This window comes from Kocuria sp. WN036, assembly GCF_002287015.1.
In the GTDB taxonomy this organism is placed as follows: Bacteria; Actinomycetota; Actinomycetes; order Actinomycetales; family Micrococcaceae; genus Kocuria; species Kocuria rosea.
Map to the genome: position 1 here is coordinate 1 of NZ_NSKF01000001.1, position 14,765 is coordinate 14,765.

General features: G+C 73.7%; 16 protein-coding genes, 1 pseudogene and 2 riboswitches. Of the genes and pseudogenes, 9 read left to right on the forward strand and 8 right to left on the reverse strand.

Features of this window, described 5'->3' with window-relative positions:
• From CK505_RS18315 to CK505_RS00020, 4 genes and pseudogenes are all read right to left on the reverse strand, one after another.
• Positions 1–352: pseudogene (locus CK505_RS18315) on the reverse strand (anti-sigma factor); the annotation flags it as partial.
• On the reverse strand, positions 336–899 hold the full coding sequence (locus CK505_RS00010; protein WP_095649788.1) for an RNA polymerase sigma factor: 564 nt from the start codon (positions 897–899) through the stop codon (positions 336–338). The gene CK505_RS00010 and the pseudogene CK505_RS18315, both read right to left, overlap by 17 nt.
• A gap of 129 nt (positions 900–1,028) precedes the next feature.
• The gene (locus CK505_RS00015; protein ID WP_052132985.1) at positions 1,029–1,715 is read right to left on the reverse strand and encodes a class F sortase; all 687 of its coding nucleotides are present in this window, start codon (positions 1,713–1,715) and stop codon (positions 1,029–1,031) included.
• Between the two features lie 101 nt (positions 1,716–1,816).
• Positions 1,817–2,635: a DUF4397 domain-containing protein gene (locus tag CK505_RS00020; RefSeq protein WP_095649789.1), complete on the reverse strand. Its 819-nt coding sequence runs from the start codon at positions 2,633–2,635 to the stop codon at positions 1,817–1,819.
• A gap of 154 nt (positions 2,636–2,789) precedes the next feature.
• Between CK505_RS00020 and CK505_RS00025 the strand changes: the two genes are divergently transcribed.
• Positions 2,790–3,101, forward strand: a complete 312-nt coding sequence (locus tag CK505_RS00025; RefSeq protein WP_342353069.1) for an SDR family oxidoreductase — start codon at positions 2,790–2,792, stop codon at positions 3,099–3,101.
• 39 nt (positions 3,102–3,140) lie between these two features.
• On the opposite strand, the gene CK505_RS00030 is transcribed toward CK505_RS00025, so the two are convergent.
• Positions 3,141–3,359, reverse strand: a complete 219-nt coding sequence (locus tag CK505_RS00030; protein WP_017833866.1) for a hypothetical protein — start codon at positions 3,357–3,359, stop codon at positions 3,141–3,143.
• A 160-nt stretch (positions 3,360–3,519) separates the two neighbouring features.
• On the opposite strand from CK505_RS00030, the gene CK505_RS00035 reads away from it, so the two are divergent.
• Positions 3,520–4,650: a Vms1/Ankzf1 family peptidyl-tRNA hydrolase gene (locus CK505_RS00035; RefSeq protein WP_017833865.1), complete on the forward strand. Its 1,131-nt coding sequence runs from the start codon at positions 3,520–3,522 to the stop codon at positions 4,648–4,650.
• Positions 4,651–4,743: 93 nt separating this feature from the next.
• Here CK505_RS00035 and CK505_RS00040 read toward each other — a convergent pair whose 3' ends face one another.
• From CK505_RS00040 to CK505_RS00050, 3 genes are all read right to left on the reverse strand, one after another.
• Positions 4,744–6,162, reverse strand: coding sequence for an LLM class flavin-dependent oxidoreductase (locus tag CK505_RS00040; RefSeq protein ID WP_017833864.1), 1,419 nt, complete (start codon positions 6,160–6,162; stop codon positions 4,744–4,746).
• Positions 6,163–6,240: 78 nt separating this feature from the next.
• Positions 6,241–6,355: riboswitch (SAM riboswitch) on the reverse strand.
• Between the two features lie 142 nt (positions 6,356–6,497).
• Positions 6,498–6,962, reverse strand: a complete 465-nt coding sequence (locus tag CK505_RS00045; protein WP_017833863.1) for a CoA-binding protein — start codon at positions 6,960–6,962, stop codon at positions 6,498–6,500.
• An 84-nt stretch (positions 6,963–7,046) separates the two neighbouring features.
• Complete coding sequence (locus CK505_RS00050; RefSeq protein WP_095649791.1) at positions 7,047–7,724, reverse strand: maleylpyruvate isomerase N-terminal domain-containing protein; 678 nt, start codon at positions 7,722–7,724, stop codon at positions 7,047–7,049.
• A gap of 107 nt (positions 7,725–7,831) precedes the next feature.
• A riboswitch (SAM riboswitch) is annotated at positions 7,832–7,936 on the forward strand.
• Positions 7,937–7,941: 5 nt separating this feature from the next.
• On the opposite strand from CK505_RS00050, the gene CK505_RS00055 reads away from it, so the two are divergent.
• The 7 genes from CK505_RS00055 (at position 7,942) to CK505_RS00080 (ending at position 14,743) form a co-directional block, all read left to right on the forward strand.
• Positions 7,942–8,775 (forward strand): ABC transporter ATP-binding protein, encoded by an 834-nt coding sequence (locus CK505_RS00055; RefSeq protein WP_095649948.1) that lies wholly within the window; start codon positions 7,942–7,944, stop codon positions 8,773–8,775.
• Between the two features lie 95 nt (positions 8,776–8,870).
• Complete coding sequence (locus tag CK505_RS00060; protein ID WP_017833860.1) at positions 8,871–9,914, forward strand: aliphatic sulfonate ABC transporter substrate-binding protein; 1,044 nt, start codon at positions 8,871–8,873, stop codon at positions 9,912–9,914.
• On the forward strand, positions 9,911–10,732 hold the full coding sequence (locus tag CK505_RS00065) for an ABC transporter permease (protein WP_095649792.1): 822 nt from the start codon (positions 9,911–9,913) through the stop codon (positions 10,730–10,732). The genes CK505_RS00060 and CK505_RS00065 overlap by 4 nt, the downstream gene beginning before the upstream one ends.
• A gap of 59 nt (positions 10,733–10,791) precedes the next feature.
• Positions 10,792–12,918, forward strand: coding sequence for an AMP-binding protein (locus CK505_RS00070; RefSeq protein ID WP_095649793.1), 2,127 nt, complete (start codon positions 10,792–10,794; stop codon positions 12,916–12,918).
• 219 nt (positions 12,919–13,137) lie between these two features.
• Complete coding sequence (locus CK505_RS00075; protein WP_255250849.1) at positions 13,138–13,896, forward strand: succinate dehydrogenase; 759 nt, start codon at positions 13,138–13,140, stop codon at positions 13,894–13,896.
• A gap of 5 nt (positions 13,897–13,901) precedes the next feature.
• Positions 13,902–14,024: a hypothetical protein gene (locus CK505_RS18735; RefSeq protein WP_017833856.1), complete on the forward strand. Its 123-nt coding sequence runs from the start codon at positions 13,902–13,904 to the stop codon at positions 14,022–14,024.
• Positions 14,021–14,743, forward strand: coding sequence for a 2Fe-2S iron-sulfur cluster-binding protein (locus CK505_RS00080; protein WP_017833855.1), 723 nt, complete (start codon positions 14,021–14,023; stop codon positions 14,741–14,743). Before CK505_RS18735 ends, CK505_RS00080 begins: the two co-directional genes overlap by 4 nt.
• The last annotated feature ends 22 nt before the right edge of the window (positions 14,744–14,765 follow it).

Genomic DNA, 14,765 nt, shown 5'->3' on the forward strand with positions numbered 1-14,765 from the left:
CGCGCCCTGCGCCGTCGTCGCCCCGCGGGCCGGCCGCGGAGCCCGTGGGGGCGCCGACGGTGCCGGCGCTGTCCTCGGCGGCGGTGTCGCCGCGGGCGCCGTCCCGGGTGCCGGCGAGCGGATCCGCCGCGACCTCGTCGGAGAGGCCCAGCTCGGCGTGGATCGCAGCCCAGACCCCGGGGCCGGGCGCCGTCACGGCGGGCGCCTCGGCCCGGCCGGCGTGCACGACGCGCTGCAGGGACGCGAGCTCGGCCGTGCAGTCCGCGCAGGAGGCGACGTGCTCCCGGCTCTGGGGGTCGAGGGCCTCACCCAGAGCCAGGAGCGTCAGCGACTCCTCACTCAGGTGTGCCATGACCGTCTCCCAATCGTGTTCGTAGGTTCGTGAGGCCGCGCCTCAGATGACTCTTGACCGTGCCGAGGGGCAGGTCCAGGTGCTGTGCGATCTGCTGGTGCGTGAGCTCCTCGTAGAACGCCAGCGCCATGATCGTCGACTTCGGGGGCCCGAGCCGCTCGACCTCCGCCCGCACCACGAGCCGGTCCACCAGCAGGTCCGACTCCTCGTGCCGCGGCTTCCGGTCGGTGCGCACCGCGTCCGCCTGGCGCCGCTCCGCCTCGCGGCCGGCGGTCCTCGCGGCGTCGGCGATGCAGTTGCGCGCGATCCCGATGAGCCAGGCGGGGGCCGAGGAGTGCTCGGGGCGGTAGCCGGACCGGTACTTCCACGCCCGGATGAAGACCTCCTGCACCACGTCGTCGGCACCCGCGTCGTCGCGCAGCGCCCGGAGGGCGAGACCCCGGATGACCCCGGCGCAGTGCCGGTACGCGGCACTCAGCGCCTGCTCGTCCCCCGCGGCGAACGCGGCGTCGAGCTCGGGTCCCCAGTCCGGGGGCGGCGGCGGCATCGTGGAAGGGCTCCTCGTGGGGCGGAGGTCGTGGTCGCGGGCGACCGGGCGGTGCCCGGGCGCACGAGTCGTGCCCAGCCTAGTGGACACCGGCCATCCGGTCATGCGCCTCTCGCCTCCCTCCGCCGCTCAGGGCACCGGGACCGCCCGCAGCACCACGTTGTCCTCGTAGTCCCCGATCTCCTCGAGCCACTCCCCGCCGCACGTCACGAGGTGGAGCACCGGCTCGCCGGTCCGGCGGAACAGGTCCGCCTCCGCGAGGGACTTCTTGTGCACGTGCTGGACGGACTCGGTGCGGTAGCGCTGGACGCTCCCGTCCGCGCGCTCCACGCGGACCTCCGCCCCGACCGGCACGTCCTTGAGCTGCGCCATCGGCGTGACCTCGGTGAGGGTGTCGACGTGGCCGGCGACGACCGCGGCGCCCTCGTCCGCCCCGGGGGACGGACCGTACCGGTACCAGCCCAGCTCCACGTGGTTGTCCGGGATGGTCATGGCCCCGTTGTCCTCGACCCCCACCGGGACCACCGGCATGTCGATCGGGGAGCCGTCCACGACCACCCGCACGGGGGCGGGTACCTTCTCGGCGGGCGCCTGGGTGGCGGGAGCGACCGGGATCTCCGCGGGTGCCGCGGCGGACTGCGCCGGGGCCTCCGCGGAGACCGGACGGTCGAGGCCGGCAATTGCCGGCACCGCCTCCTCGCCCTGGTACGGTCCCGCCGCCAGGGAGTTCGCGGGCGGCACGGCCCCGCTCTCCGGGAGAGCGGTGACGGCCGCTGCCGCGAGCAGGGACACCGAGGCGACCGCCCCGGCACCCACCGCCGCCAGACGACGACGACGGGTGCCGGGAGTTGTCGGTCCGGGCGCGCGGTGGGCCGCAGCCTGCCGCGCACCCGGACCGTGCCTGTCAGGACCGCTCACTACCGGCGGTTCCCCGCGAGCACCCGGCGGGCACCGTACGCCGCGCCGATCAGCCCGAGCGCACCGGCGGCCGCGAGGCCGGCGGTCAGCATCGTGCGCTGCTCCTGGGCCGCGAGGCCGGACCGGCCGCCCGGCACGGCCTCGGGCGCCTGCTCCATGCCCTCCAGGGTCTGGACGGCGAGGTCCAGGTTCCCGGCCTCGAGGGAGCCCCACGCGTACACGATGTTGTGGGTGCCCTCGGCGAGCTCGAGATCGGCGGGGCCGATGACGGGCTCGGTGGTGCCCGCGGCGGCCACGGACGCCGAGACCGTGCCGGCGTCGACCGGGAGGGTCTCCTCGTTCGGGTTCTCGAGCCCGGTGATGATCGCCTGGTCGCCCGCGAGGACGTCCACGGCCGGGGCCGCGGCCACGTGCCGGACGGTCAGGTGCGACTTTCCGGCCTCGATCTCGGACATGTCGTTGGTGAACAGCGCGGCCGTGGGGTTGCCCTCGGCGTCGAGGTGGGCCGCGGCCGTGTAGCTCATCCCGGTCTGCAGGTCGGCGGTGACGGGACCGATGATCGGCTCCGAGGCGTCGGCGGCGTCGGGGGCCGTGATGGCCAGGTCGTAGCTGCCGGCGGGCAGCTCCAGCGGGCCGGCCAGGGTGCCCGGCTCGAAGTCGTCGAGGGTGAGTTCACCGTTGACGTAGACGTCCACGACGGTGTCGGGGACGCCGTGGAGCACGGAGAGCTCGGCGTGCTCGGCGGCGAACGCCGGGCTCATGCTGAGGGCACCGGCACCGAGGCCGAGGACTGCTGCGGCGGAAAGGGTCTTGCGCATGGTAACTGCTCCTTGAACGGGCTCCCTGGCGGAAGCGGAATCGACCTTGCACCCGTACTACCGCCGTGGACCCATCCGTGGATGCAGCAGGTCACATTTTTTTCCGGGAAGTTTTTCCGGGCCCGTTCCGCACCACCATGAAGAGGGCGGCGCCGTGGCCCGCGCGGCGATCCCGCTGCTCCGGGCCTCCGGACGGGACGCGATCGTCAACGTGGCCTCCGAGGCGGCCCTGCGCGGCTCCGCCGCGGGCGCGGCCTACACCGCCTCCGAGCACGCCGTGGCCGGGCTGACGAAGAGCACCGCCCTCACGCACGCCGCGGACGGCATCCGCACCAACGCGGTCGCCCCCGGTGCCACGGCCACGGCAGAGCAGGTCGCCGCCGTCATCGCCTTCCTCGCGAGCGACGACGCCTCCAACGTCAACGGCGTGATCATGCCCTCGGACGGCGGCTGGTCCGCGGTGTGACGCACCGCGCGGGGTCCGTGCCCCCGCGCGGTGCGCGGCTCACTCCTCCTCGAGCGTGGAGACCTCCTGCGGCTCGTCGAGGACGACCTCCTGGTCCTGCTCCACGAGGTCGTCGGGGTTCGCCTCGAGGGAGGACGCCTCCGAGCGGTCGGGCGCGTGCACCGGAGCCTCCTCGTCCTGGTCGTCGAGATCCTGCTGATCGGCGTCGATCGACTGCTCGAGCCGGTCGGCCTCGTCGTACTCGGGTACGTCGCTCATGACTGCCTCCTGCGTCGTGGGACCTGCGGGACCACCGGCCGTGGGGCCGGTCGTGTGCCTCCGACCCTACTCGTCGGGTCGTCTGTTCCCAGCCCCCTGGTGGTCGGATAACGTGGTCTGCACCACAGGAAGCACCGCTCAACAGCAGGAGTTGTCGATCATGACGAGCCGATTCCACCGCTACGCCGAACTGTTCAAGAGCAAGGGCCCCTGGTGCACCGTGTACACGGACATCAGCACCGGCACCGTCGACTCGCTGCACGCCATCGACGTGCTTCCGGAGAACATCTGCCGAGAGCTGGAGCGCCAGGGTGCGAGCAAGGCCGACCTCGCCGCGGTGGAGGCCGCCGTGCGCCCGGCCGAGGGCGTGCCGGACCCGGTGTGCCGGTACCTGCTGGTGCGCGGAGGCACCGTGGAGATCGACGAGGTCCTCCCCGGGCCCCGGGCCGGCAGCGGTGTCGTCCAGGTGGAGGACGTCCCCGATCTCACTCCCCTGTTCCGGCACCGCCCGGACGACTTCCCGTACGTGGTCGCCGAGGTGGGCCGGGACGGCGGCGAGATCTGCCTCCAGCACGCCAGCCGCGTCCGGGCCGCGGACGAGCAGCAGATCGAGGGCGAGACCGAGCACCTGAAGAAGTTCCCCGGGGGCGGCTGGTCGCAGGGGCGCTGGCAGCGGCACACGGAGGACGTGTGGCGGCGCAACACCGAGCAGGTGGCCGAGCAGATCGACAAGGTCGTGGCCGAGAGCGGGGCCCAGCTCGTCGTCCTGGCCGGGGACCTGCGGGCCCGGGGCCTGGTCGAGGAGCAGCTGTCCAAGGCGAGCCGAGGGATGCTGAGCGTCGTGGACGCCAACACCCGGGCGGAGGGCAGCAAGTCCGCCGACTTCGACCACCAGGTCGAGGAGCGCGTGGCGGAGGTCGTGGCGCACCGCCAGCAGGCGCTGCTCGAGCGGCTCGCCGAGCAGCAGGGACGCGCGGACCCCACCGCCGTCTCGGGGATGGCGCCCGTGGTCTCCGCCCTGCAGCAGGCCCAGGCGGAGACGCTGCTGATCGACGACACCCACCTGGACACGGAGCAGCAGCTCATCGCCCTGGACGCCGAGCCGTGGATCGCCCTGGAGGAGTCGGAGGCCGTGGGCGCCGGCGTGCTGGGCCGGGTCTCCGCCGACGCCGCGCTGGTGCGCGCCGCGGTGCTGACCGACGGCCGCCCCGTCTTCGTGCCGCCGGGGGCGCTGCCCCACGGCACGGACGTCGCGGCCCTGCTGCGCTGGAGCGCCGCACCGGCGTCCTGACCCGGCACGGACGAGGGGCCCCCGCACGCGGGGGCCCCTCGTCCGTGCCCTGCCCCGTGCTCCCGGCGGAGCCGCGGGGTCAGGGGACGGGGGTCAGAGGGCCAGCTGGCGGGCGGGGGTGTCCGCGGCGGAGGGCCTGCCCGCGTAGGCGCCCCGGAACGCGGCGGCGGGGTGGGTGCCGAGCACCTTGGTCTGCCCCTTGCCGTAGAGGTTCTCGCGCAGCGTGGTGCCCTCGTAGCCGGTGCGGTAGCGGCCGCGCTTCTGCAGCTCCGGCACGACCCACTCCACGAAGTCCTCGAACGAGCCCGGGGACACGTGGTAGGCGAGGTTGATGCCGTCCAGCCCGCCCTCGTCGATCCACCGCTCGAGCTCGTCGGCCACGGTCTGCGGGGACCCGACGATCGGCACGCCCATGCCGCCCATCGAGATGTGCTTGGCGACCTCCTTGATCGTCCACTTCTTGTGCGGGTCGGCCGTGGTGAAGGGGGTCAGGAAGGACTGGATCGAGTCGGTCTTGATGTACTCCAGGACGTCGTTCTCGTCGTAGCGGCCCAGGTCCAGCCCGGACCAGCCGCCCACGAGGCCCAGCGCGCCGTCGGTGTCCGCGTACCGCTCGTAGTCGCGGCGCTTCTGCTCGGCCTTCGCGTCGGTCTCGTCGACGATCACGTGCAGCATGGCGAAGATCTTGAGGTCGTCCCGGTTCCGCCCGCCGGCCTCCGCCTCGTCGCGCAGCTTGTCGGTCACCACCCGGGTCAGGTCCGGGCGGATGCCGCCCACGAACACCGCCTCCGCGTGGCGGCCGGCGAACGCCCGCCCGCGGGAGGAGGCCCCGGCCTGGAAGATCAGCGGCGTGCGCTGCGGGGACGGCTCGGTCAGCCCGATGCCGGGGACGTCGAAGTACCTGCCGTGGTGCTGGATCGGGTGGACGAGCGCCGGGTCGGCGAAGACCCCGTTGACCCGGTCGCGCCGGACCGCGCCGTCCTCCCAGGAGCCCTCCCAGAGCTTGTAGCAGACCTCCATGAACTCCTCGGCGATCTCGTAGCGCTCGTCGTGGGAGATCTGCTCCGTCAGCCCGTGGTTCTCGGCGGCCGACTTCAGGTAGGACGTCACCACGTTGAAGCCCATCCGGCCCTTCGTGAGGTGGTCGAGGGTCGCGAACTTCCGGGCGAGTGGGTACGGCTGCTCGTAGGTGATCGCGCTCGTCACGCCGAAGCCGAGGTGCTTCGTCACGGCCGCCATCGCGGAGATCTGCATGAAGGGGTCGTTGACCGGGATCTGGGTGGCGTCCCGGATCACCGGGGCCGCGGAGTTCTGGTAGACGTCGTAGTACCCGACGACGTCCGCGAGGAACAGCGCGTCGAAGAGCCCCTTCTCCAGGACCTGGGCGACGTCCGTCCAGTACTCGATCGTGTTGTACTCGTCCGCCCGGGAGCGGGGGTGCTTCCACAGACCGGGGGCCTGGTGGCCCACGCAGGTCATGTCGAAGGCGTTCAGGGCGATGCGCTTGCTCATGGGGTGTTCCTCCCGGGTCGATGCCGACCCGCGCCCGTGCGTCGTGGAGACCTGCCCGCGGGTCCGACGCACTGGTGGGCGCCGTACTTGCCGCGGAGCACGTGCACCGCGGCCCGATGTTCATCTGGGGCACCCCGCTACGGGAGAGGGTTGCCGCCCGACCAGCCAGAGCTTCGTGTCGGGACTCGTCATCGTCGTCGGGGGACAGCTTAGCGGGTGGCCCCTGACCGGGTGCAACCCCTGTGCGGTCCCGCCGCACGGGGACGGTCCCGGCCCGCATCGGGCCTGCGCCCACCCGGTTCGGGCGGCTCCGCCGGGTCGCTCAGCCGGGTCGTTCAGCCGGGCGGGGCGAGCGGCGGGGTCCGGCCCGGGTCCAGGGTCCAGCCCCGCCGGAGCAGGGACCGGAGCTCGATCAGGGGGCAGGTGTCCATGACCACGTCGAGGCCGGCCCGCTCCGCCCGGGCGGCGGCGTCCTCGTCGACGACGCCCAGCTGCAGCCACACCGCGGCGGCGCCCACGGCGATGGCCTGGTCCACCACCGCGCCGACGCGGCGGGAGTTCACGAAGCAGTCCACCACGTCGATCGGCCCCGGGACCTCGGCGAGCGTGCGGTGGCCGGGCTCGCCGTGCACCGGCTCGCCCTTCGGGTTGACCGGGACGATCGTCATGCCGAGGTCGTCCCGGATCCGCTTCGCCACCGAGTGCGCCGGACGGGCCGTGTTGCCGGTCAGCCCCACCACGGCCCACCGGCCGGGCCGTGTCATGAGGCGGTCGATGACGGCGGGGTCGTTGCGGCTCATGCCCCCAGCCTGGCACGGAACCCGTTCCCCCTCCTTCTTCCTCCGCGGGATTGCACGTGTCGGCGACCTCGCGGAGGGGGAGGGTCAGGAGAAGAGCGGCAGGAGGTCCGCGTGCGCGCCCAGCTCCGCACGCTCCTGGGCGGTCAGCTCCGCCCGGCCGGTGCCCACGCGGGCGAAGTGCTCGTCGCTCCAGTGCTCGAGCGGTTCCCGCTCCCACAGGTCGGTGAGGACCCGGCGGACCTCGGCGAGCCCGTCCACGGCGGGACCCGGGGAGCCGTCCAGGTGCTGGATCAGGTCCAGGTGGTGGACCGTGGCCTCCACCGCGAGGGTGCTCAGCAGGTCCTCGACGCGCAGCACGTGCCCCTGGGTGCGGACCGCGCCGTCGCCGCAGTGCTGCGCGGCGTGCACGAGCGCCCGGGTGGTCTCGCGGTGGAGGGCGCGCACCGGCTCCCAGTCCAGGACCATGGACGCGGCCACGCGGGTGTGGCGCCGGGCCTCGGCGGCCCCCGCGGGATCGCCGCCCCAGTCGGTCCAGTAGGTCGCGGCGTCCCGGTCGGGGCGGGCGGTGGTGGGCGTGTGCAGCGCGACCAGCCCCCGCAGGGCGTCCATCGCGCAGTGGTGGGTGAGGTCCCGGACCGACCACCCCGGGCAGCCAGTGGCGGCCCAGGAGTCGTCGTCGCCGAGCCCGTCGAGGACCGCGCCGAACGCCGCGCAGGCGTCGCATACCAGGTCCGCCCGGGCCGGGCTTCTGCGGCTCGTCATGGGTCCATGGTGGGGCACGGAGGGCTCCCGTGCCAGCGATGTGTCGCGATCACCACGGATGCGACGGATTTGCCAGGGAACACGCCGAGGACGTTCAATTGGTGGTGTAACCATCCGGAGCGGCTGAGAGACCTGGCTCGTCGACGTCGCAGCAACCGGCACGGATCCGTCTGATCCTCCGTGCGAGGTGCTAATGCCAGGACCGATGGAGTTGATCATGAGCACTTCCCTGCTGGGCTCTGCGCCGGCCACCGCACCGGGCACCGCGAAGCGCGCCTTCTCCGTGGCCTTCGAGCACGTCGGCAAGGCCTTCCCGTCCGGCCGCGAGACCCACCACGTCCTGCAGGACGTCGACGTCACGGCCCGGCCCGGCGAGGTCCTGGCGGTCCTGGGGCCCTCGGGGTGCGGCAAGTCCACGCTGCTGCGGGCCGCCGCGGGGCTCGACACCGCCTCGGCCGGACGGGTGCTCATCGACGGCACCCCCGTGTCCGGCATCGACCCGCGCTGCGCGGTCGCCTTCCAGGAGCCCCGCCTGCTGCCGTGGCGCTCGGTGCGCGAGAACGTCCGCCTGGGCCTGCCCCGCGGACTCCCCCGGGACGAGGGGGACGCCGTGATCGACGACCTGCTGCGCCTGGTGGGGCTCACCGCGCACGCCGGCCACCGTCCCCGCGCGGTCTCCGGCGGCATGGCCCAGCGCGCGTCCCTGGCCCGGGCCCTGGCCCGCAATCCCGGGGTCCTGCTGCTCGACGAGCCCTTCGGCGCGCTCGACGCCCTGACCCGCCTGCAGATGCAGGACCTGCTGCTCACGATCCACGCGGCCCAGCCCACCACCGTCCTGCTCGTCACCCACGACGTCGACGAGGCGCTGCAGCTCGCGGACCGGATCGTGGTCCTGGGCCGGACCGGGCCCACCGCCCCGGCCTCGATCAGCACGATCCTCGCCGTCCCCGGCGAGCGCCCCCGGGACCGGGCCTCCGAGGTCCTCGCCGAGCTGCGCGTGCAGCTCCTCGGCCACCTCGGCGTCGACACCCACCACCCCGCGACCCGCTGACGCGGCCCGCCCCCACCCCGACTCCCCTCCCCGGACCAGCGGCGGCACCCGCCCGCGCCGCCCGGCACCGTCCGTCCACCACGAAAGGCTCCGCCATGCCCCTGCCCCAGCGCTCCGTCCGCACCGTCCCCGCACTCGCCGCCGTCCTGGCCCTCGGCCTGACCGGGTGCATGGCCGGTGAGGGCTCCGGTGAGCCGCCCGCGGAGGCCGCCGGGGACGGCACCGTCCGCGTGGACTGGGCCACCTACAACCCGCTCTCCGTGGTGATCAAGGAGAAGGGCTGGCTCGAAACCGCGTTCGCCGAGGAGGGCATCGAGGTGGAGTGGGTGCAGTCCGCCGGGTCGAACAAGGCCAACGAGGCGCTGCGTGCGGAGGCGGTGGACATCGGCTCCACCGCGGGCTCCGCGGCGCTGCTGGCCCGCAGCAACGGCACCCCGATCCGGGTGATCGACCTCTACTCGCAGCCGGAGTGGTCCGCCCTGGTCACCACCGCCGGCAGCGAGGTGCAGGAGGTCGCGGACCTCGAGGGCCGCACCGTGGCCGCGACCAAGGGCACCGACCCGTACTTCTTCCTGCTCCAGGCCCTCGACGAGGCCGGGGTGGACGCCGGGGACGTCACGATCCAGAACCTGCAGCACGCCGACGGCCGCGCCGCCCTGGAGAACGGCCAGGTGGACGCCTGGTCCGGGCTCGACCCGATCATGGCCGCCGCGGAGGAGAACGGCGCGGAGCTGTTCTACCGCAACGTCGACTTCAACACCTACGGCTTCCTCAACGCCCACGAGAGCTTCCTCGAGGAGCAGCCCGAGGCCGCCCAGACCGTGGTGGACGTCTACGCCTACGCCCGGCAGTGGGCGCAGGAGAACACGGAGGAGACCGCGCAGCTGCTCGCCGAGGCGGCCGGGATCGAGCTGTCCGTGGCCGAGAAGGTGCTCGAGCGCACCAACCTGGACATCGACCACGTGCCGGGCGACGAGCAGCTGGCGGTCCTCGAGAAGGTCGGGCCGATCTTCGTGGAGTCCGACGACGTGGCCGGCCAGGAGCAGATCGACGAGGCGCTCGGGAGCATCGTGGAGAGCTCCTACGCCGAGAACGCCGACGCCTCCCGCGCGGCCGAGCTGGTCGGGGCCGGGCAGTGACGCAGCCCCTGGCCCCCGCCGAGGAGGCGCAGCGTCTCGAGGACGCCCCCGCCGCGGCCCCCCGGCGGCGGCCGCTGCTGCGCACCGGGCTGGGCCTGCTGCTGCCCGCCGCGCTGCTGGTGCTGTGGCACGTGCTGTCCACCGCCGGCGTCTTCAGCGCCGTGCAGCTGCCGGCCCCGCTCGCGGTGCTCGAGGCCGGGATCGGCCTGCTGGCCGGCGGGGACCTGTGGACCCACGTGGGCATCTCGACCCAGCGCGTGCTGATCGGCTTCCTGATCGGCGCCGGGCTCGGCCTCGTGGCCGGGTCCTTCATCGGCCTCTCCCGCTGGGGCTCCACACTGGTGGGCCCCACGATCGGGGCGTTCCGCGCGGTGCCGTCCCTGGCGTGGGTGCCGCTGCTGCTGCTGTGGATCGGCCTCGGCGAGGACTCCAAGGTCACGCTGGTGGCCATCGGCGCGTTCTTCCCGGTCTACACCACCGTCTCCGCGGCCCTGCAGCACGTGGACCGCAACCTCATCGAGGCGGCGCGGGCGTTCGGGCTGCACGGGCTGCGCCTGCTCACCACGGTGCAGCTGCCGGCCGTCATGCCGTCGGTCATCTCGGGGCTGCGCCTGGCCCTGGCCCAGGCGTGGCTGTTCCTCGTGGCCGCCGAGCTGCTGGGCGCCTCCATGGGCCTGGGCTGGCTGCTCACCGACTCGCAGAACAACGGCCGCACCGACCGCCTGCTCCTCGCCATCGTGCTGCTCGCGGTGCTCGGCAAGGCGACGGACGCGCTGCTGGGAGTCTTCGAGAAGTGGGCCGCCAAGAAATGGGCCTGACACGTGCGCCTGGCACAGTGGAACCGTCGTCCGTGCCGGCCGGAAAGGACAGCAGCACCGTGAGCTTCAGCTGGAGCGACCCCTCCTCCCCCATCCCCAATCCCGCCCTGGTCTCGGACGAGGCCCGGATCGCCTTCTGGGAGGCGCAGGCGTCGCGCCTCGACTGGGCGCGGCCGTGGACCACCGCGCACCGCTTCGAGGCCCCGCGGCGGCTCGGGACGGACGAGCAGGGCGGCCCCACCTGGTCGGTCCCGGAGATCGCGTGGTTCGAGGGCGGCAGGCTCAACGTGGCCCACAACTGCGTGGACCGCCACGTCGAGGCCGGCCGCGGCGCCCACGTGGCCCTGTACTTCGAGGGGGAGCCCGGGGACCGGCTGGTCTACACCTACGCCGACCTGCAGCGGGAGGTCTCCCGCGCCGCCAACGCCCTGCTCGCCCTGGGCGTGGAGCAGGGCGACCGGGTGGTGATCTACCTCCCCGTCATCCCGGAGACCGTCATCATCACGCTGGCCTGCGCCCGCATCGGCGCGGTGCACTCCCTGGTCTTCGGCGGGTTCTCCGCCGAGGCGCTGCGCTTCCGCGTCGAGGACACCGGCGCCAAGGTCCTCGTGACCACGGACGGGCAGCACCGGCGCGGCGCCGTGGTGCCCGTGAAGGCCGTGGCCGACGAGGCCTGCAGCGGTGACAACGCGGTCGAGCACGTCGTCGTCGTGCGCCGCACCTCCCGGCCCGGGCGCACGGACCTGCCGCGGGGCACCCGGGGGACGCACTCCAAGGAGGAGGACGCGGTCCCGTGGACGCGCGGGCGGGACGTGTGGTGGCACGAGCTGGTCGCCGACCAGTCCGACGTGCACGTGCCCGAGGCGTTCGACGCCGAGACGCCGCTGTTCATCATCTACACCTCCGGGACCACCGGACGGCCCAAGGGCCTGGTGCACACGATGGGCGGCTATCTCGTGCAGACCGCCTACACCCACGCGCTGCTGTTCGACCTGCTGCCCGACGTCGAGGACGAGGACGGCGTGCTGCGCCCGGACGAGCTGGCCACCGTCAACGACCCCGCGAAGGTGGACTCGACGGTCCACTGGTGCACCGCGGACCTCGCGTGGGTCACCGCGCACACCTACGAGATCTACGGGCCGCTGGTCAACGGCGTGTCCGAGGTGATCTACGAGGGCACCCCGAACACCCCGCACTGGGGCCGGCACTTCGAGGTGGTCGAGCGCTACGGGGTCACCGCCTACTACACGGCGCCCACGCTGATCCGCTCCCTGATGGGCGCGTTCCCGAAGGGCGTCCCGCCGCTCTACAACCTCAACTCGATCCGGCTGCTCGGCTCCGTGGGCGAGTCGATCAACCCCGAGGCCTGGCGCTGGCTGCGCGCGCAGCTGGGCAGGGACGAGGTGCCGTTCGTGGACACGTGGTGGCAGTCCGAGACCGGCGCCACCGTGATGTCCCCAAGGCCGCACGACCCCCAGTTCGCGCCCCCGGGGACGTTCGACGACGGAGCCCCGCGCACCGCGCTCAAGCCCGGCTGCGCGACCCGGGCGGTCCCGGGGATCTCCACCCGCGTGGTCGACGAGGCCGGGGAGACGGTCCCGCCCGGGGTGCAGGGCTTCGTGGTGGTGGACCGGACCGGTCCCTCGATGGCCCGCACCGTGTGGGGCGACCCGCAGCGCTACCTGTCCTCCTACTGGGAGGCATACGCGGAGCAGGGCTGGTTCCTGGCCGGGGACGGCGCCCGCTACGACGAGGAGGGGGACATCTACATCCTGGGGCGGGTCGACGACGTCATCAACGTCTCCGGGCACCGGCTGTCCACCATCGAGATCGAGTCGGCGCTCGTCACCCACCCGTGGGTGGTGGAGGCCGGTGCCGCGCCGGTGCGCGACGAGCTGACCGGGCACGCGGTGCTCGCCTACGTGGTGCTGACCCCCGAGGCCGCCCGGGTCCCGGCGGAGGAGCTGACCGCGGCCCTGCGCGAGCACGTGGCGCACGAGATCGGGCCGATCGCCAAGCCGCGGGCGGTCGTGGCGGTCCCGGACCTGCCGAAGACCCGGTCCGGGAAGATCACCCGGCGGCTGCTCGCGCAGCTGTGGGAGGGCGCCCCGCTCGGCGACCGGTCCTCGCTGCAGAACGAGGAGTCCCTCGAGCGCATCGCCGACGTCCTGGCCGCACGGCGCTAGCCCCCGCCGCGAGGGGTCGCTTCCGGCGCTCCTCCGGCCGCGGGGGGTTGCTTTCGGTCGGAATGAGCTGCTCGCACCGGCGGAAAACGACCCCTCGCGCCGGCGCGGAGGCGGGCGCGGAGGCGGGAAACGACCCCTCGGCGCGGCTCCGTGACGGTCCGCGACCCCCTCCGCAAGGACGTTGAGACTTGTGACGTCTCAGCCCGCACCGCCCCTAGGATGAATGCCGTGAACGACTCCCCCCGCCCCGCAGGCACGGCCCGCTCCGCGCCGGACGGGCTGCTGCCCGCCCTGCCGAACACCGACCTCAAGCTCGCGATGGCCGCCTCCGGCGCCCTGTTCTCGGGCTACGTGCTGGTGCACATGCTGGGGAACCTGAAGGTCTACCAGGGCGCGCAGAAGTTCGACGCCTACGCCGAGCTCCTCCGCACGGCGGGCGCCCCCGTGCTGCCGCGCGGCACGGTGCTCTGGGCGGCCCGCGGCGTGCTCGCAGCCGGCCTCGTGGTCCACACGGGCGCCGCCGCGGTGCTCACCGCGCGGTCCTGGGCGGCGAACGGGACGCTGCTGCCGCGCACCGGCCGGCGTCCGCGGGGCCGTCGTCGCTCCCCGTGGACGGTGGCGAAGCGCTCGATGCGCAGCACGGGCGGCGTGCTCGGGCTGTTCACCCTCTTCCACGTGCTCGACCTGACCCTGGGCGCCCGGCCCGCCGCGGCCCGGGGCTTCGAGCACGGCAGCGCCCACGCCAACCTCGTGGCCAGCCTCTCCCGCCCGCCGGTGGCCGCCGCCTACGCCCTGTCCATGGCGGCGCTGGCCGCCCACCTGGTGCACGGCATCCCGGAGATCGCCAATGACGTGGGCGTGGGCGGTGACCGGCGCTTCCAGCGGCGGCTGCAGATCGCCGCGAACGCGTTCGGCGCCGCGGTGGCCGCCGGCAACACCACGATCCCGGTGGCCGTGCTGACCCGCGCGGTGCGCTGAGCCCCGTGGCCGCCCTTCCCCGCCTGCGGGACGACCTCCCGCGGGACGCCCTGCTGCGGGACGACGTCCTGCAGGACGACCTTCTTCGAGACGACTTTCTTCGAGACGACAAGGACCCGAGCGAGTGAGCACCTTCTCCCTGACCGTGGACGTGTGGCGCCAGCCCTCCCCGGAGGAGCCCGGGGACTTCACGGCCTACGACGTCCCGGACGCGAGCCCGGACATGACCGTGCTCGAGCTGCTCGACCGGATCAACGCGCAGCTGGAGGCCGCCGGCGAGGACCCGGTGGTCTTCGACGACGGCTGCCGCGAAGGGGTCTGCGGCAAGTGCGGGGTGACGGTCGACGGCGTGGCGCACGGCCCCGAGCGCAACGCCGCGAGCTGCATGCAGCACCTGGGGGCCTACCGGGACGGGGACCGCGTGCGCATCGAGCCGCTGCGGGCGGCGTCCTTCCCGGTCAAGCGGGACCTCTCCGTGGACAAGAAGGCGCTGCGCCTCGTGGCGAAGGCGGGCAAGTTCCCGGTGGCGATGAAGGCCCTGGCCAACGGCGGCTGCATCAGCTGCGGGGCGTGCGTGGCGTCCTGCCCCAACGGGTCCGGCCAGCTGTTCGTGGGCACGATGCTGCGGGAGCTGCCGCCGCTGGCCAAGGACGACGCCGAGCGCCGCGAGCGTTCCGCCCGGGTGATCGACGCCTCCGAGGAGCAGTTCGGGCCCTGCTCCCTGCTCGGCGACTGCGTGGAGGTCTGCCCGGCAGGGCTGCCGATCGAGAACCTCTCCGCGGTGGCGCAGGAGAACCTGCGCAACCGTTTCCCGCGCCGGAGCAGGGACGCCCCGGACCCCGGATGACCCGGCGCGGCGCGCCTTGCCG